General features: G+C 41.4%; 20 protein-coding genes. 9 read left to right on the top strand and 11 right to left on the bottom strand.

Annotated elements, in window-relative coordinates; translation table 11 throughout:
* Positions 1 to 169 precede the first annotated feature (169 nt).
* On the bottom strand, positions 170 to 1,144 hold the full coding sequence (locus M3593_RS17120) for an ornithine cyclodeaminase family protein (protein WP_251543582.1): 975 nt from the start codon (positions 1,142 to 1,144) through the stop codon (positions 170 to 172).
* A 193-nt stretch (positions 1,145 to 1,337) separates the two neighbouring features.
* On the bottom strand, positions 1,338 to 2,636 hold the full coding sequence (locus M3593_RS17115; protein ID WP_251543738.1) for an MFS transporter: 1,299 nt from the start codon (positions 2,634 to 2,636) through the stop codon (positions 1,338 to 1,340).
* A gap of 142 nt (positions 2,637 to 2,778) precedes the next feature.
* Between M3593_RS17115 and M3593_RS17110 the strand changes: the two genes are divergently transcribed.
* A complete protein-coding gene (locus M3593_RS17110) occupies positions 2,779 to 3,267 on the top strand; it encodes a helix-turn-helix domain-containing protein (protein WP_251543584.1) in 489 nt (162 codons plus the stop codon).
* A gap of 84 nt (positions 3,268 to 3,351) precedes the next feature.
* Here the strand turns inward: M3593_RS17110 and M3593_RS17105 are convergent, their stop codons facing one another.
* Entirely contained in the window at positions 3,352 to 3,516 is a 165-nt protein-coding gene (locus M3593_RS17105; protein ID WP_251543586.1) for a hypothetical protein, read from the bottom strand.
* A gap of 289 nt (positions 3,517 to 3,805) precedes the next feature.
* Positions 3,806 to 4,504, bottom strand: coding sequence for a Na-translocating system protein MpsC family protein (locus tag M3593_RS17100; RefSeq protein ID WP_251543588.1), 699 nt, complete (start codon positions 4,502 to 4,504; stop codon positions 3,806 to 3,808).
* A gap of 307 nt (positions 4,505 to 4,811) precedes the next feature.
* Here M3593_RS17100 and M3593_RS17095 point away from each other — a divergent pair, with 307 nt between their 5' ends.
* Together M3593_RS17095 and M3593_RS17090 are read left to right on the top strand one after the other, a co-directional pair.
* Positions 4,812 to 5,501 (top strand): Na-translocating system protein MpsC family protein, encoded by a 690-nt coding sequence (locus M3593_RS17095; RefSeq protein ID WP_251543589.1) that lies wholly within the window; start codon positions 4,812 to 4,814, stop codon positions 5,499 to 5,501.
* 121 nt (positions 5,502 to 5,622) lie between these two features.
* Positions 5,623 to 6,042: an anti-sigma regulatory factor gene (locus M3593_RS17090; protein WP_285848066.1), complete on the top strand. Its 420-nt coding sequence runs from the start codon at positions 5,623 to 5,625 to the stop codon at positions 6,040 to 6,042.
* Between the two features lie 223 nt (positions 6,043 to 6,265).
* On the opposite strand, the gene M3593_RS17085 is transcribed toward M3593_RS17090, so the two are convergent.
* Positions 6,266 to 6,418 carry a hypothetical protein gene (locus tag M3593_RS17085; RefSeq protein WP_251543591.1) on the bottom strand — a complete coding sequence of 51 codons (153 nt, stop codon included), beginning with the start codon at positions 6,416 to 6,418 and terminating at the stop codon, positions 6,266 to 6,268.
* A gap of 338 nt (positions 6,419 to 6,756) precedes the next feature.
* Between M3593_RS17085 and M3593_RS17080 the strand changes: the two genes are divergently transcribed.
* The gene (locus M3593_RS17080; RefSeq protein ID WP_251543592.1) at positions 6,757 to 7,272 is read left to right on the top strand and encodes a GNAT family N-acetyltransferase; all 516 of its coding nucleotides are present in this window, start codon (positions 6,757 to 6,759) and stop codon (positions 7,270 to 7,272) included.
* A 120-nt stretch (positions 7,273 to 7,392) separates the two neighbouring features.
* On the opposite strand, the gene M3593_RS17075 is transcribed toward M3593_RS17080, so the two are convergent.
* Positions 7,393 to 8,223, bottom strand: a complete 831-nt coding sequence (locus M3593_RS17075) for an MBL fold metallo-hydrolase (RefSeq protein WP_251543594.1) — start codon at positions 8,221 to 8,223, stop codon at positions 7,393 to 7,395.
* Between the two features lie 279 nt (positions 8,224 to 8,502).
* Between M3593_RS17075 and M3593_RS17070 the strand changes: the two genes are divergently transcribed.
* Complete coding sequence (locus M3593_RS17070) at positions 8,503 to 10,332, top strand: S9 family peptidase (protein WP_251543595.1); 1,830 nt, start codon at positions 8,503 to 8,505, stop codon at positions 10,330 to 10,332.
* A gap of 104 nt (positions 10,333 to 10,436) precedes the next feature.
* On the opposite strand, the gene M3593_RS17065 is transcribed toward M3593_RS17070, so the two are convergent.
* A complete protein-coding gene (locus tag M3593_RS17065; protein ID WP_251543597.1) occupies positions 10,437 to 11,420 on the bottom strand; it encodes a DUF4003 family protein in 984 nt (327 codons plus the stop codon).
* Between the two features lie 261 nt (positions 11,421 to 11,681).
* Between M3593_RS17065 and M3593_RS17060 the strand changes: the two genes are divergently transcribed.
* The 4 genes from M3593_RS17060 to M3593_RS17045 all read left to right on the top strand — a co-directional run bounded on the left by M3593_RS17060 (position 11,682) and on the right by M3593_RS17045 (position 14,948).
* Positions 11,682 to 12,620: a 3-oxoacyl-ACP synthase III family protein gene (locus tag M3593_RS17060; RefSeq protein ID WP_251543599.1), complete on the top strand. Its 939-nt coding sequence runs from the start codon at positions 11,682 to 11,684 to the stop codon at positions 12,618 to 12,620.
* Positions 12,621 to 12,812: a hypothetical protein gene (locus M3593_RS17055; RefSeq protein WP_251543601.1), complete on the top strand. Its 192-nt coding sequence runs from the start codon at positions 12,621 to 12,623 to the stop codon at positions 12,810 to 12,812.
* A 4-nt stretch (positions 12,813 to 12,816) separates the two neighbouring features.
* Complete coding sequence (locus M3593_RS17050) at positions 12,817 to 13,500, top strand: pyridoxamine 5'-phosphate oxidase family protein (RefSeq protein WP_251543741.1); 684 nt, start codon at positions 12,817 to 12,819, stop codon at positions 13,498 to 13,500.
* Positions 13,501 to 13,991: 491 nt separating this feature from the next.
* Complete coding sequence (locus M3593_RS17045; RefSeq protein ID WP_251543603.1) at positions 13,992 to 14,948, top strand: amidohydrolase family protein; 957 nt, start codon at positions 13,992 to 13,994, stop codon at positions 14,946 to 14,948.
* Between the two features lie 134 nt (positions 14,949 to 15,082).
* On the opposite strand, the gene M3593_RS17040 is transcribed toward M3593_RS17045, so the two are convergent.
* From M3593_RS17040 to M3593_RS17025, 4 genes are all read right to left on the bottom strand, one after another.
* Positions 15,083 to 15,640 carry a thioredoxin family protein gene (locus M3593_RS17040; RefSeq protein ID WP_251543605.1) on the bottom strand — a complete coding sequence of 186 codons (558 nt, stop codon included), beginning with the start codon at positions 15,638 to 15,640 and terminating at the stop codon, positions 15,083 to 15,085.
* A gap of 126 nt (positions 15,641 to 15,766) precedes the next feature.
* Positions 15,767 to 16,246, bottom strand: a complete 480-nt coding sequence (locus tag M3593_RS17035; RefSeq protein ID WP_251543606.1) for a GNAT family N-acetyltransferase — start codon at positions 16,244 to 16,246, stop codon at positions 15,767 to 15,769.
* Positions 16,247 to 16,343: 97 nt separating this feature from the next.
* Entirely contained in the window at positions 16,344 to 16,826 is a 483-nt protein-coding gene (locus M3593_RS17030) for an NUDIX hydrolase (protein ID WP_251543607.1), read from the bottom strand.
* Positions 16,827 to 17,019: 193 nt separating this feature from the next.
* Positions 17,020 to 17,793: a nitroreductase family protein gene (locus tag M3593_RS17025; protein WP_251543608.1), complete on the bottom strand. Its 774-nt coding sequence runs from the start codon at positions 17,791 to 17,793 to the stop codon at positions 17,020 to 17,022.
* Positions 17,794 to 17,810: the final 17 nt, after the last annotated feature.

The following is a 17,810-nucleotide window of genomic DNA, read 5'->3' as shown; positions in this document are numbered from 1 at the left end:
TACAACTCTCCACTGGAGATACAGGGATACTTATAGTGTCCCATTCAGAAAACTAAATAATAGGTTCCTAGAGGCTTTACGGTTTCTTTTAAAGGGGTATTAGTTGACTGGCATTTACAATCTATTGAATATAGGATGTGACACGCGCTTGCCCTATGTCCCACCAACCCTACAAAAAAATCTCCTCCCCTTCATTCATTTCCTCCGCCATCCTAAAAACCCCCTTCGCCACAGCCAAATCAAAATGAGCAGCTCCAACCGATTTAAAAATAGTAATATCCTCAACTCCACGCTCCACCGGATTCACATGAAGTTCAGCCAACGTCCCAGAAAGCTTCTCAAATGACCATTTCCCAAGCTTCACTGCATCAATGAATTCTCCGGCTTCTGTTTTAAATCCGTCATAATCATCTGCATAAATCAATGCTGCTTTTTCAATCACACCTAACGGGATTTCACGCATTTCAGGTAAGTAGCTGCCTACACCGATGATATGCGTTCCTGCTTTTACATAACCTGCATCAAATACTTCTCCTGTTGACCGGGTCGCGCAGCAAATGACGTCGGACTGGGCGACGGCTTCGTTCCGGTCAACACCGGTATGTATCTTAGCGGTAATACCCGCCTCTTTGAGCTTTTCGCTGAATGTGTATGTCTTATCGATGGAACGATTGATTAAATAGATGTCTTGGATTGGCAGCACGTTCACGATTCCTAGTACTTGCTCGAACGCCATTCCTCCTGTACCGATGACGGTCAGCACTTGGCTGTCGGGCCTGGCAAGATGGCGGGCTGAAATGGCACTTAATGCGCCGGTTCTCAATCGTGTCAGATAGGAAGCGGACAGTAGGCTGATATGTCTTCCTGTTTCAAGTTCTGTGAGTAATATGGCTCCTTGTGTGGTCGGAAGATTAGCTGAGCTGTTTTCCGGAAAAATCGAGACAATTTTGGTTGCTGCCATTGATGTTCCATCTGAACTTGGCATATAGAGAACGGATCCGTTGCGTTCCGGGACATTCAGTACCGTCCGATGAGGATTTTCAACACGTCCTTCATGAATGGCCACTAACATGGCTTCGACATCTCGAATGGCATCTTCGATTTTATATATGGATTGGATTAGTTGTTCGTTCAGTATAAGCATATAGAATCTCTCCTTTTATCAGAAAAGCGTAAGCGCCTTGGTCAGCCCCGACAAGCGCTGGAGGGCCGACCGGTGAAGTCGTTCTTTGACTTCATTGGGCGGACCGAAGCGACTCGAGGGGCTAGGCGCTGGAGCTGGACATTTCTCGAAGTGAAATTTATACTTTCTTATCTCTTGAAAAAACTCGGCCAAATTATTTGGCCGAGCTAATTTTACCAGTAAGCACAGTTGGTTCGACGCGGCTTTTCACTGCCCAGATGGCAATCAGTGATACCAGAGCAGTAAACATGATGTAGAGTGCAACTGGGACGTAGGAATTATCGAATGATGCGAGCAGCGCTGTGGCAACGAGCGGCGCTGTACCGCCAGCGACTGCGGCCCCGATTTGATAACCTAGTGAGACCCCGGTATAGCGAACCTTGGCATCAAAGATTTCCGAGAACATGGTTCCAAGTACTGCCGTAATCGGAGCCCAAATGATCCCCAGGCCGATAATCGTCGCCAAAACCAGCATGAGTACACTGCCTTGATGAATCATCCAGAAATACGGGAAAGCAAAAGCCATCATCGCCAATGTACCGGCGATATACATTTTCTTACGGCCAACGCGGTCTGACAGACTACCCATGATTGGAATAAGGATCGTCGTAATGACGGTTGAAATCATGACCGAACCTAACACAGCGGAACGGCTGAATCCTAGAGTGCTTGTCGCATAGGAAACAATGAACGTACTGAAAATATAGAATGGAGCTGTCTCCACCACTTTCGCACCGATTGTGATCAGTACTTCTTTCCAGTAATAGCGAAGTGTATCGACGATTGGCAGCTTTGGAATCTCGCCTTTTTGCTGAACTTCCTTGAATTCTGGTGTCTCATCGATTCCTTTTCGGATCCATAAACCAAAGACCACGAGCAATGCACTGAAGATGAATGGCACGCGCCAGCCCCATGACATGAATTGCTGCTCGGGCAATAAGCTCATGAGCCAAAGAGCGAGTGTCCCCATCACCATTCCGATCGTCACACCCATTTGCGGAATCGAACCGAAGAATCCTCTGCGTTCTGCAGGAGCATACTCAGTTGCAAGCAACAGCGCTCCTCCCCATTCCCCGCCGATTCCAAGCCCCTGGATCAGACGAAGTGTAATCAAAATGATAGGTGCAGCTACACCAATTGCTTGATATGTTGGCAAAATACCCATTGCGAATGTCGCAGCGCCCATCAAGCTCAGTGTTAAAACGAGTGTCTTTTTCCGGCCGATACGATCCCCAATATGACTAAAAATGATTCCTCCAAATGGCCGGATGAAAAACGAAAGTGCGAACGATGCATACGCTAAAAGCAAGCCTACTGTTGGATCCTCGTTGACAAAGAATAATTGGTTAAATACAAGTGCGGCCATTGTTCCATATAGAAAATAATCAAACCACTCAATGGAACTGCCAACAAGGCTGGCAATCAATACACGATAAGTCGTCTTCTTATCCAATTGCATTTTCCCTTCCCCCTTTTTTAAAATTGAAGTGGTACTTCAATTAGATTTTAGATAATGGTTAATTTTCTGTCAACTTTGTTCAGATTGACACAATCCATATATAAGGGAAAAATAGGAATTAGGAAGGTGAGATTTTATGATCGGTGTACGACTGAAAGAAATCCGGAAAGAGAAAAAGATGACTTTGAAGGAACTTGCCGAAGGGGCAGGTGTATCTATAAGCTTTTTATCACAAGTTGAACGCGGAAAGTCCAGCGTCACACTGGAGTCCCTTCGTAAAATATCCGAAGTGCTTGGCGTCAATCCAAGTACCTTTTTTCCAAGTAACAATGAGCAGGAGAGTGAACCCTCATTTCATTATCAGGACCTGACACAGCAAGTCCCAAACCCTGACTTTCATCCTATACTCGTCACACTCCCAGCAAACCAGAGTGACGGACAACCATTCGCACACAGCGGACATGAATTTGTTTATGTAATAGAAGGTACTTTGACTTTGCAGATAGGTACAAAGATGATCGAACTCCAACAAGGAGAATCCTGGTTCTTTTCAGCGAGTGAAACGCATTACTGGTATAACCATACCGATCAGACGATTCGGTTTTTAGTTGTCTCTTCCAAGTAAGATTTGGTGGTCCTCCCGCCCTATGTGGAAAGCATATAAAAACTTTTGGGACATGGACCGACCTCCCATGTCCCCGAGTTCCAATTATACCGTTGCCTCAGACTCGCTCTCACTCATATTGATCACTTGCTCAAGCAGCACGATGTCCTCCATGATGTACTCCTTAAGCAGTTCGTCCTCACATTTTTGATAATCCTCTTTCAGCCGCTGAAGTTCCTTTTTTAATAATGCCATTTCGATGTGGTTCATCTGTAAAATCCCTTTCGTAGTAAGGTAGATGTCGTATGTGCTGCAACAAAGGAGCTTCGGTATGCTTTTACTGTGTTAAAAAGGCTGATTCCGCATTGATTGTATAAAAAATTCCCATGCGCATTTGGGATGTCTTCAAGGCTCTTTTCTTGATGCTCTCTACACTCCTATTTGTGGAAACAGCAAAGTTTACGAAAAGAGCTTTTAAAAGAGAAAAAGCCGAAAAAAACAGGGTCTTACCTGCTCTTTTCGGCTTAAGTCTGGCACAATGTGTCCAGTACATCACTGCCTATGCTTTATTTGGTTTTAGAATTAAAGTAATGACACTTTTATCAAGTTCAAAATCCCAGTCAACAAAGACATCCTGGATTTTCGAATCAAGTATTTCAGAAAACTGGGTGCTGCCAGTCAGCATTCCGCCTTCAAGCTGTCTTTTCGCAACGCTTAATGTCTCATCGAATCCAAGGGAAACCAACTGTTTTTCAATTGGCACTAATATTCCCTCCCGGATGACAATCAATGACCGGGGGCTGAGCATGTAAGAGTATACACGATCAGGCGCTTTTTCTGCTTGCTCGCTTATAAGGATGATTTCCTTGTGGATCTCATCTCTTCCTTTATAATCAGCTCTATCATCTTCACCCTCATCCGGATTGTCCGGACTGATGGCCACAAAAACTCCTGAAAGATTTTGGAGGTTCCAACCATAATAGATATGCTGTACTTCCATATCCGTTAATGCTTTAATTTGTCCGCGTATTTCGGGGTCCAGTGATTTCATAAGATATTCTCTTGTGGTCAGGACGGTAAGTTCTTGTCCCTGTTCCAGAAGTGCCTGTTCCATTGGAGAAATAAAGCCGCTTATATATACCAATACATACGGCTGGGATATGGTAACATGGATGACTTCTGGCCCTTTGCCAAATTTATCACGCAGCAGCTTGCCAAAATTATTCGCCAATTTTGTTTGCTGTGCTTTTTTATCCATTTCATAACTCATCCTTTTAAGAAAGAAGCATCATATCCTCTTTCCTGATTTGATTTTATCATCATTCTAAATAAGAAGAAATAGTCCAGTATGCTTTTTCCCAGTTTTCCCCCAATTTAAAAATCAAAACATGAATTAAATCAAAGGGATTCAACACATTGATGTAGAAAGAATAGGTAAGGAAAAATAAATGACACTGTATGTTATAATATAATGAAGGATTTCTTGTCTTATACTATTCTTACATTTCGTCAAAACAATAAATGAATTCAGGATACTAGGCTTGAATTTGAAAAGGATGACGAGAATGGATTTGAAGAAGGAAGAAAAAGCGCTGGGGAGTTACATAGGAAGAATTTTAAGAGAACATTTTGGCAAAGGGCCTGGTTCTGTATTCGCTACTATCTCCCATCCCTATATCACTGTGTATATAAAAGACTTTTTGTCTCCGATGGAACATAAATTAATGCTAAATGGACAAAGCAAATATGTCGAGAATATCAGGGACATGGTAATGGAAACACTCTCTGAAAAAATTAAAGCCTTTATGAGGAACGACCTGGGCTTGGATTTAAGTGAGTTCCATTATGATTGGAATCTTGACAGCCACTCAGGTATGTTCATTGGAGTCACAGTAAATGAACCCGAAGACACTGACTGCTCCTATAAAAACCAGGAAGATGTCCATGATGAAGTCATAAAGGTGAGTATAAAAGCAGAGAAGGCTCCAGGTGAAGTCTACTCATGCATGCTGAATCCACGAACAATAGTCATTGTCCGAAAAAAAATCTTGGTCGCTATTGAAAAAGAAATGATCAACATAGGCTTTTCCGAGGCTCTCACCCTTGCTAAACGAAACCTTGAGAAAAGACTTCTCTATGAGCATACAGACTCGCTCCAGAGCTACCTCGACGCAAAATTGGAAAACGCTTTCGTATCATGGAATTTTGATTTGGATAAAAGCTTGATGGTTTTTATTATAAAGCCGAATAAATGAAGGCCGTAATTATCTGGGCGATAGAACCAGACATAAGCCAAAAGAAGGTGAACCCACCTTCTTTTGGCTTTTTTCTTTTTTAGGGGATCTATTTTACAACATCTGAAGGGTGGGGAAAAGAATGATAGGGGAATTCCAGGATATGCCTCAAAAAGCATTGGTTCAGATCCAATGTGAAAGCGACATCATCACAGCTCGAAAAACCGGAAGAATTTTTTCAAATCACCTTCATTTTAATTCTATTAATCAAGCAAGAATCATTACCACAGTATCAGAACTTGCAAGAAACATATATAGATATGCCGGCACAGGACAAATGAGCTTTGAGCCGATTGAAGAAGCAATTAAAACAGGGTTAAAAATCACAGCCATTGACCAGGGACCTGGTATCATAGACATAAGCAATGCCCTGAAACACGGATATTCTTCATCAGGCGGTCTTGGAGCTGGCCTGCCTGGCGTAAAAAACATGATGGATGATTTTTATATTGAATCTTCACCAGGCAATGGGACGAGGGTGACTGTCGTTAAGTGGCAATAAAAATCATAAATTGGGACATGAGAACTCTGCCCATGTCCCTGATGAGAACGGTTCTAATGAGACGCCAGAACCGTCCCCATGTCTCATACAGGGAAAAAGGCACGGTGAGCAACTATTGCCCCCCTGCCTTTTCATGTGTCATTCTGTTCGTTTGGGTAAATAGCGATCTTGACCTCTCGCAGTTTCAGAATCCCTCGAATTTCACAATCTCCCTATGCTGTGATTATTGGCCAGATTCTTCTTCAGTTTCAGTTTCTTCTTGTTGGTTTTCTTCAGTTTCCGGATCCTCTGAATCTTCATTGCTGCAGCCTGTAGCTACTAAAGCTACCATCATTGCCGCCATTAAGGTCATAAGCCATTTTTTAAAATTCATCATTTTAATTTGCCTCCTTAAAAGATAGATTAGATCCTGCATTCCTATCATACTGCTTTTTATTTTTAAAAATGGCTATTTAACTGAATATTAACAACACTTAACTGATTCTTCACCATTACTATATATTCTTAACTATTAACAAAAACTTTGACCTTATCCCATTCAGAAACTCTTTATGGACATACCTTGAATGAGTAGGTCCTCTGGGCGTTTTTACGGGACAAGAGCACCCCCCATCCCTGAAGGAAAAAAGGAAGCGCAAAGCTCACTATTCGAAACCTTACGATAATGGTAAGATGATGCTACACTGAACTATTTTTATGAAATGAGGTATAGCCTTGCTTGTATTCGAGACAGAACGTTTGAACATCCGCTGGCTAGAAGTCAGTGATCAAGAGTTTATTTTTAAATTACTGAATGAACCAGGATGGCTAAAATATATTATTGGAGATAAAGGCATTCGGTCGCTTGAGGATGCAAAGAGTTATATTTTGACGGGGCCAAGAAAGATGTACGAACAATTTGGGTTCGGGCTTTTTATGGTTGAACTGAAAGAGAGCAAGCTGCCGATTGGTTTATGCGGCCTGATTAAACGGGATGGACTGGAGGATGTCGATATTGGATATGCCTTTCTTGCCGAACAACAATCAAAAGGTTATGCTTTTGAATCCGCAAAAAGAACATTGGAATATGCACGGAAACTAGGCTTGGATCGGATCGTTGCCATTACAACCAAAGACAATGCTTCCTCCTCAAAACTCCTTGAAAAGCTTGGTATGAGTTTTGAAGGTTACGTGACTCTGCCTCAAAGTGATGAAGAGTTAAAACTCTATGCTATGAATACAGCAAAATAATAGATTTAGGGTAAATGCATTGAGCTATTTACCAAACAGAAGAGCTATTTTTGGAGAATAGTCATTTAAAAAGTTAAACGCCTGGTCTTATCAACCAGGCATTTTTTTCAGATGATCATTTTATTTGTTTATATGAACGAACTTCCCCTCCAAAGCCTCAATATACCTCTTAGCGGAATCTTGAACTGACTGATGGGCATCTTCCTTAATGACACGATGAAATGCATTATATAGTCTGTCAAAATTGAGAACGCTGACTTTAGCTGCCATATCTTGGACCTTGTTAGCTGGCAATGGTATAAGGTTTGGATAACTATACATGAAACTTACCCATTGTCGATCGGCCACTATTTGAATAATATCACCAGTAAGAAGGACCCCTTGCTTGTTCATGTCATTTTCCCAGTGTAAAACACTTCCCCCATGAAAATGACCACCCAAACGATGCAATGTTACACCCGTATCAAGCTCAAGGGAATCACCAGACCAGAATATGATTCTGTCACTCGGCCTAGTGACCCACTGGCGATCAGCTTCGTGGATATAAATGCTTGCTCCGAATCGTTCAGCCCATTCAACCTGTGTCGAATAATAATGAGGATGGGATAATGCGATTGCATCGATCCCCCCTAGAGAATGTAATTCTTTTTCTGTTTTTTCGTCCAGGTAGGTGATGCAATCCCATAACAAGTTGAACCCTTCATTGCGAACTAAATAGGCTGTCTGCCCAATCGCAAACGAAGGAGTAGTGGTAACGCTGTACAGTCCTTCCTCTTCTTGGACAATGGTATTTTCATATTTCCCTGAATCCACAAGCTGTTGAAGCGTCGTCCATGACTGTCCATCCGGATGGATGTACTGTCTTTCGTCCGTGCAGATCAAGCAGGTTTCAGGAGCATGAGCAGAATTGGCATATTGGACACCGCACGTATTACATATATATTGGTTCATTTTGAACACCATCCTATGAGTTTTCTTATCTTTATTATAAGAAAAGCATTAAGCGAACACTTCGTATGAATGGTGTAAGCTAACTACAACTTTTGGATGAGGTTTTTATTTTTCTATATCGAAGAAGCATAGGGACGTACCTTTTCCCCCACAACTGATCTAGGTATGTCTCCTTGCACCCCATTAGGTCCCCCTTTCCATCCTTGTGGCCCAATCATAAAAGGTTTTTACAGGTATTTAGCGAATTCTTAATCTAATGGAAAGGAGATGGAAAAAGTTATGGTTAAAGACAGTAAAGCTACAGAAGTGAAGCGCTATACAATACAGCAGTTTTATGGATCAGAATCGATTACGGGTAATTCGATTTCATCTGATGGTGGGAAGGTTTTGTTTTCAGGAGACAAAACTGGGATTTATAACGCGTATTGTGTGTCGGTTGAAGACTGTGTGAGGACACAGCTGACGCATTCTGAGGATAATGCAGTTCTTGTCGCGGGTTACTTTCCTGATGATGACCGCTTTTTGTTTTTAAGCGATAAAGGCGGAAATGAAATCTTACATATTTATGTGAAAAATGAGAATGGAGAAGAATTTGACCTCACTCCAGGGGAGCAAGAGCGTGCGGAATTTTACGGCTGGAGTCAGGACGGAACAAGCTTTTTCTATGGGTCCAATAAGCGGAATCCTAGTTACATGGACGTCTATGAAATGGATATTGCCACTTTTGAACCTACTTGTATTTTTATGAATGATGAAGGATATGAATTTGGGTCCATCTCTCTGAATAAGCGATTTATTTCCTTAGGAAAAGTGAACAATGCCAATGATTCCAATGTTTATATTTTTGACCGGCAAACGGAGAAGCTTATGCATGCCACACCGCATGAAGGGGATATCCAGAACATCCCTCAAGCATTCTGCAGGAATTCCGAAAACCTTTATTTCCTTGCTGATGAAAATGAAGAATTCCTATATCTGAAAAAGTATCATATTACTACAGGTGTAACAGAGGATGTTGTGAAGGAAAATTGGGATATCATGTTCACGCGCTTCTCCAAACAGAATACCTATATGGTTTATGGGGTTAATCAGGATGCCAGCACTGTCGTGAAGGTCCTCCATATGGGCACTGGAGATTATCTGGACCTGCCACAACTTCCGGAAGGGCAAATTTCGGACTTGAAATTCTCGGCGGATGAAAGTCTGATAACCTTCTTGTTTAATGGCCCGAATTCACCTACTAACTTATATAGCTACGAGCTTGGAACATCTCAATTAAAACAGCTCACCGCTACCCTTAACCCGGAGATCAGCCAGGCAGACTTGGCGGACGCGGAAGTGATTCGCTACCCTTCTTTTGATGGATTGGAGATTCCGGCCATTTATTACCGGCCAAACGTGAAAGCAGGCGAAAAGGCTCCGGCACTTGTCTTTGTCCATGGCGGTCCCGGCGGGCAGTCAAGAACGGATTACAATCCGCTTTTCCAATACCTGGCCAATAACGGCTATGCTGTTTTGGCAGTAAATAACCGCGGCAGTTCGGGGTACGGCAAAACCTTCTTTAGCGGTGCTGACCTGAAGCACGGGGAAATTGACCTTGAGGATTGCATCCAGGCCAAGAAGTTTTTGCAGGGGCAGGCTGATATTGATGGAGAAAAGATCGGCATCATTGGCGGAAGCTATGGCGGCTATATGGTTCTTGCCGCCCTGGCATTCAGACCTGATGAGTTCAATGTCGGAGTGGATATCTTTGGAGTCTCGAACTGGGAACGTACGCTGAAAAGCATTCCTGCCTGGTGGGAAAGCTTCCGGGATGCCCTTTACAAAAAAATCGGAAACCCGTATACGCAGACAGAATACATCCGGAGCATCTCTCCATTGTTCCATGCTGACAAAATCAACAAGCCGATGATTGTTTTACAGGGAGCAAATGACCCGCGTGTCCTGAAGGTCGAGTCCGACGAAATCGTGGCCGCATTAGAAAAGAACAATGTACCGGTGGACTATATCGTCTTCCCTGATGAGGGACACGGGTTTCTGAAAAAAGAAAACAGGATAAAAGGATACCAGGCCGTACTGGATTTCTTGGAACAATATTTAAAACGATAATACTAAAAAGAATCGTCTGGAGTTTCTTCCAGGCGATTTTTATCTTTTGCTCCCTGAAAAAAAGCACGGGGTACGTCCCCGTGCTTCGTGCATCCACTATACTTTTATTCTCCTCCATTTGAAGAAGCTGCGACTGCTGCACCTGAAATCGCTGCGATCGAAGCTGCTTGCTGAGCCTGGATCAATGTCTCTATTGTCGTAGAAAGATTGGTCTGAAGCAAGGATGAATGGTCAATTTTGTCGCTGATGACGAAATTAACGGCCATCATAAAATTGATGTCTTTCTTCCACTTGAATAGCTTCTCATCGTTCAGTTGCTCCCATATTGCTTTTATCTCCAAAAGATTATCGTTCCCTTTTTCAATTAAGGTGAGCAGTGCAATCTGCGGGTAGAACATGGATTTGGGTTTGATTCCTTCTTTTTTCATTCTGTCATAGATTTCAGTGGACAGCGCAACTATGTCATCTGCATGGCTATTTTCATTCAGAGATAGTATATGGCTCATGCTTTGCAGATCATTTCCTTTTCGGAAACCGTTTTGCGAAAGCTTGCTGTACAAGTCTTCAATATGGAAAATCAACTCATCCGTCTGGCGGTCGTTTAGAGCCAGCATGACAGCAAGCGGATAATCGCTGTGTCCAGTCAAAAACAAATGCTCTTCCCTCATTTTCTTGTAGACCACTCTTGCGCGTTCAGAGAGAGACTTAAGGTCTTCAGCATTTGCTGTGACCAGCAGCATGGCGGCAATGTAGGTGAAATTATTTTTGCTGAATCCGGCTGAAACCAATGCATTGTACGCAGCAATTAAGGCAGGGTAATGATTTTTGGGACTGTCAAACTTTGTGTCAAGCATGGCAGCAAAGGTAAAACGAGACTCAGAACGCAAAGGCGAAAACAACCCCGATTCTCTTTTTATATAATCTGCAAGCTCCGTAAATCGATCAATATCAAAGGACCGGTTGTTGGAAATATACAATGAAGCAACCATCATCAAAACCGATTGATCATTAACCTTCCAGCGGTATCTTTCTCTAAGCTGGGAATAAATTTGGATATAATCCTGAATACTCCTGTTTGCTTTTTCCATAATAACCTCCATTGATCAGTCATACCTTACATACGATTTAAAATGGAAAAAGTTTTCTATTTTTATAGCTAAGTGACTCCATTTTACAGAATCCAACTTATAATCACCCTCCAAGACAGAGAAGAAACTGGGTAAAAAACACTATGCCATCAGTTCTTCTATAGGATTTCTGTAATCCTAAACTTCCTAAAAATTACAAACATTGTCTAATCCTATGATAAAATATATTGGAAAATATTAACTCATGGGGAGAGTTGGACAATGTACAATGCAGGCATACTAGGAATCGGAGCAAACATTCCGGAAACAGTCATAACAAATGAAGTAATTGCCAAACGCTTTGGTATTACGGAAGAAGAGATTTACAGAAAGACAGGTATTTTGGAAAGACGCTATGAATCTACCGATGCTTCGCTTACGGACATGTGTGAAGTTGCGGGCATACAGGCTATCAAAGATGCTGGACTTGATCCAATGGACATCGACATGGTCATTATTGGAACGAACACTCATGACACCCATATCACGGCTGCATTGGTGCAAGACAGAATTGGAGCTGTACAATGTGCCGGCCTCGACCTGCACTCTGGATGTTCCAGCTTTATTACCGCTTTGGCAACAGGGGCCCAGTTTGTCCAGACCGGTTTATACAAAAACGTGCTGGTCATTGCCGTGGATAAATGCTCTTCCCTCTTGAATCCCATGGACAAGAAAACTGCGCTTCTGTTTTCCGACGGTGCTGCGGCTGTTGTTGTAGGGCAAGTTGGAGAAAACAAAGGGATCCTGGGAATCAATATGCAGATGGACGGAAGCGGAGGAAAGTACCTTCACCTCGACGAGAACAAGAATATCAAGATGGACGGAAGGGCCGTTTTCGAATTCGCTGTCAACAAGTTCCCGGAGGCAGTTCATAAAGTATTGGATGTTTCGGGGCTGAATCTGGCGGATGTCGATTTCATCGTTCCGCACCAATCAAACCTGCGTATTATCGAAAAAGGAATCGAGACACTCGGATATCCAATGGAAAAGGTCCATACCAAAACCATCCAATATTACGGGAATTCTTCAGCACCAACAGTAGCCATCGGCCTTTACGAGGAAGTGAAGCAAGGGAAAATCAAGGATGGAGATTTAGTTGTTCTAGTCGGGTATGGCGCAGGCCTCGGCTGGGGAGCCATCACCCTTCGCTGGGGGAAGTGATTGCTTAAACTAAAGTCTTCGGATGACAGGGACTGGGGAGTCAGCGGGCATCCTCTGATTTTAATCAAACGTTTGATTAAAAGAAGTATAAAGCTAAACAGAGACAGTACCCCTGTCCCAGAGATTATTCAATTAACAGTAAAAACCTCCATGAATATCCAATTGACTCTGGAAGTGATGCATGAAAATTAAAAAAATGGTAGCATTGTTACAAATACCCAATTTGAAAGGTGACCATATATTATCAAACTATAAAGATATAATCTCAACACAGGAAGAATTTGAAGAGTTTCGTTCTTCGATCGGAAATCCAAGCCTGAGGGCAGCAAATAAAGTGATTTCTATTATTGACGATCATTGTAAGAACTTCATTTCAAAGTCTCCCTTTTTATCTATGTCCACTTCTAACGCCGACGGCCATTGTGATGTTTCACCACGCGGAGATTTTCCCGGATTTGTAGCAGTTCTTGATGAAAAGCATCTTTTTATCCCCGAACGTCCTGGAAATCGCAGACTGGATTCAGCTCATAACATTATTACGAATCCTCATATCGGGCTGCTCTTTCTCATACCTGGACTGGGTGAAACTTTAAGAATCAATGGGAAAGCCTATATCTCCCGTGATTCTGACCTTCTCGAAAAAACAGCCGTCAATGGAAAGACTCCTTTGTTTGGTATTTTAGTAGAAGTCGAAGAATGTTACGCTCATTGTGCTAAAGCATTTATAAGATCAAACTTATGGCAGCCGGAATCATGGTTACAGACAGATGCCCTTCCATCTGTCCCAAACATGCTAGTTGCGCACTCAAAGCTGCCAAACACAACCGCTGAACAAGTTGCAAAGGAATTAAATGAAGGATATACAACCAGGCTTTATTGATCATAGAGACTAGTAGACGTCTCACTCAAAACCGAAATAGTTATGAAAACCCCTGAGCTAACAGATTAAAGAGGATAGCATAATGTCTATCCTCCTTCTTCGGCACAATTCATTTCATTTCCTTATTACCATCATCATTTTCCAGGGGCGAATTGGAAAAGGAAGATTCACTTTACCAGAGCGCATGGCAACCCCCTGTTTTCTCCAGTTCATGTGTCCCATTCTTGTACATATCTCTATGACCGTCTGGCTCTGTTGTTCCCTCCATAACATCTACTCATATCCAATTTGTGGTATCCTGAAAACAGTGCAAAGGGGGAGTTACGATTAAAAGAATCACTTTAATAATAAGTCTATTACTATTTCTTTTCGCTTTATTTTTCCTCTTCGATCATTCCGTGAAAATTGTTCCAGTTACCGAATTTACTAGTGACCCTAATCTCCATCTTGAAATAACAAAAATGCGCGAACAAAAAGAGGATGGCCGAAATTTGATTGATGTATATAAAGAGCTTCCTTTGATTGATGTACATAGTCACGACGTCCATTTAGTTGATCGCAATGAGAAAAGAATACAGGATTACGGTTCATACATGAATGTTTGGGAAACTTATGGAATTGACCAGACCGTATTATTCGGTGATATATCGGAACCATCTGCTGTCCAATCTGATCGTTTGACCTGGAAGTATTATAAAAAATACACCGATTATATCATTCCTTCTTTTGCGGGAATCCCTCTAAAAAAAGATGAAAACGGGGTTGAACTTGTAAAGGAAAAATTAGAGCAGGGTTACTTGAACATAGGGGAAATTATGGCCTCTTCTACTTATTCGCCATTTGCAAATGTAAAATGGAAGGCTAAACACCCATACGATGGTGCCTTGCCGGAAATTTATCATCTTGCCGGAGAATATAAAGTACCTATTTTACTGCATATCGATCCTCCAAATGGTGTACCCATCAATTCCCTTAAAACAGCGTTAAAGAACCACCCAAAAACAATCTTTATCTTCGCACACGGGAATGTATATAATTCTCCTGGAAATTTAGATTCACTTTTAAAACAATATGATAATCTTTATATTGATTTTTACGCAGGGTTTTCACGTTATCATAAAGGCAGCGAACAAGACCTAGAAGATTTTGTACCTTTGATTGAAAAATACCCCGATCGCTTCTTATTGGGCTCAGATTCCGGGTACGATATTGGATTAGAAAATTCTTATCTAGCGATGTATGAATTAATTGATCTGTTATCTCCAGAAACAGCGACAATGGTTGCATCAGAAAACTACAGGAAATTAATAGAAGAACAGCCGCCAACAGATTATCAGATTAAAGAAATTAAAGATCTAACCAAGAATCTGAACATTAAAGATAAAAGTTATTTTCTAAATAAGCGGCAGGCAAATGAACTCATTTTTTCCTTAGAAAAGAACAAGTAGCAACAATGCGACACTGGGACGGAAATATTCAAAAAAAACTAATTAATTTTGGCCGTGTCCATATTGTGCAAGACGAAAAAAGAAGCAAGGGGCACGTCCCCTCGCTTCTCGGGTGGTAATCCTGTTTTTTTAACCTACTTCAAAATAGCTAAAATCGTCTCCTTAAAACTGTCATAAACATCTGACCAAAGAGCTGATTCCTCTGTATACCTTTTTCTTAAAGAACCAAAGGCTTCTTTTTGTTTCTCCGCAAAGGAGGGATTATCTTTTGGCGGTAGTGCCGCACGAACTTCATCAACGATTTGCTGAGCTTTTGGTGCACGAGGTCCCCACTTTCCAAGCAATTGTCCTTGATTGTCAAAGATTAAAATCATTGGAATTGCCCGTCCGCCGTTTGTTAAGTGACGATCAATCAAATCTGTATCTGCATCACGCAATGCGACGCGCATTTCAATATCTGCAGCTTCAGCTAATTTGCGGATAACGGGATTAATCATCATCGCATCTCCACACCAATCCTCGGTAATCGTAAGGAAATGGAGTTGATGTTTTTTTAACTCTTCAGCCAATCCATCTGCTGGGAGTTGAAATTGTTCATAAACAGCAAAGCTTTCCTCTTTTAACATGCTCATTTCATCCATATAAGTTTGAATCGATTTTCCCTCTTCGAAATACTGTTGTTCTGTTTTCATTTAAATTCCTCCATTATTTTTATGTAAAAATCGTCTGGTAATATACCTCAGGCATACTGATGGCAATCCTTGCTTCGACGTGATCAATGATGTTACTTTTCTCTAGTCAAAGCATTAGCCCTATTTTTATAACGTTTTTCTAAATGAATAGCACCATTTGTCATAATGTAATTTCTCTTCGTAAAAACGGTGGGCTTTGTCTCGCTGAATTCCTGACTCTAATGCTACATATTCAGCTCCATTTTCCTTTGCCCAGTTATGTATATAACTTAATAATTTCTCTCCAAATCCGAATGAGCGGTAAGCAGGATCCGTTACCAGATCATAGATAAAAACATGGCGTTTATTATAGAAGTTAACTCTCCAGCTCAAACCAGCTAAGGATACAATCTGATTATCTTTATATAAAGCATACAAAGAATACCCATCTTTCCTCATTTCTTCGAGTAACTCCAGGTATGTCTTTTGAGTCAGCTCAGTACGTAACTGATTCATAATTGGAAAAGCTTCTATCCATTGATCTTTATTCGTTAATTCTTGTATTGTTTCTCCCGAATTCACATTTACACCCCTAAAAAGATTTAATTGAATTTCATTTAAACTCATGAATCCTTCCTGGATCCACGATCCTCGGAAGTCGAACTTAAAAATAAAACCCTCAAGGTTCGATGGACTCGTATGATTCAAATAAAGTCCTAAATAACTATCTTACTACTGTTAAAACTGTATGTTCAATCTTACTGCTGTCCTCCAACTTTTGTAACTGAGGAACAACAAATTCGGGTACTATTTTGTACTTATGGAGTTCATCAATCTCAATCCATCTATGAACATATCCTTCTTCCATTCCTTTGAACTCATTTTCATAGTAAACTAATTTATGATCTTCCGGAATTTTCACAAGATAATGCATACCTAACTCCTGAATCTTTTTATTCTCTGCCTCTAAAAAATATTCCACTACCCAACAGAGTTTAATATGGCCTACTTTTAAGTTTAACTCTCCCATTAACTCTCTCTTTAGTGTCTCTTCAGTTGATTCAAAATGCTCAACTCTTCCTCCTGGTAAGAACCAATTATCACTGTTAACCGGCCTTTGAAATAAGACCTTTCCATTTTGTTTGATAATGGCAGCAGATCTTAAGTGAAAGCTTCTATCATTATCTATTGAGAATTTGATCATCATTTTGGTTCCACCCTCACTTTTAACAATAAAACGACCCTTAAAATTATTATTCGCCACCCGAAATGATTACCCCTTCTTTCTGTTCCTACAAAGCAAAAATGTCACCAATGATTGGCGACACTTTGTTCTATGACATTCTCTCTTAAGGGATATAAATCAACTCTGCAATTTCCTTCAGAATTCCTGTCAAGCCTTATTCATTATTCATGAAGTTTTGTCTCTCCAGATACTTCAGCACAGTTTGTGAAAATTCTTGATGCGATTCCTTCGTATACTTGGCTATCGTATAAATCTGTGCTAGGTTCTTTAATCCCAATTCTTCTGTCATTTCTTTAAGTCTTGGAACGGCCATGTAGCGGTTCCATCCTTTTTCGTTACGATCTTTATAGATTTCTTGAATATCCTCATCCGAATAATCGCGATACTGATCGTAGTGAACAAGTCCATGCATTGGCAGGCGATCACGCGGAGCAGGGTTTTCTGCTGGATACCCTAATGAATAGCCCACGACGGGGACGACATTTGGCGGTAAGTTCAGCAGTTCACCAATTTGATCACAATTCGCAAGCGTAGAGCCCATATAGCAAATGCCCAATCCCTCATTTTCAGCTGCTAAAGCACAGTTCTGTGCTGCCAAAGCTGCATCAATGGCCCCAATCATAAAGCTCATGTAGTTATCAAAATGTACAGGTGCGTCGTTAAGTCCAAGCCATTTCCTCATCCTATTAAAATCAGCACAAAATGTTAAAAGGATCGGCGCATCAACTACCATCGATTGCTCCATATGCGCATGGTATAGCTTTTTCTTGAGTTCCTTGTCCTTCGTGACGATGATTGAGTACGTTTGCATATTACCGCTTGATGAGGCACGAATACCCGCCTCTAAAATTCGGTCTAACACCTCTTGGCTGATTTCCCGATCTTCATACTCTCGAATCGACCGGTGCCCGTGGATTACCTCATTCAATTCCAAAACACATCACT

Origin of the sequence: Mesobacillus sp. MER 48, from assembly GCF_023714225.1 — a bacterium.
GTDB lineage: Bacteria > Bacillota > Bacilli > Bacillales > Cytobacillaceae > Mesobacillus > Mesobacillus oceanisediminis_A.
Note: the sequence above shows the minus strand (reverse complement) of the source record. Positions and strands in the feature narration are given on the sequence as shown.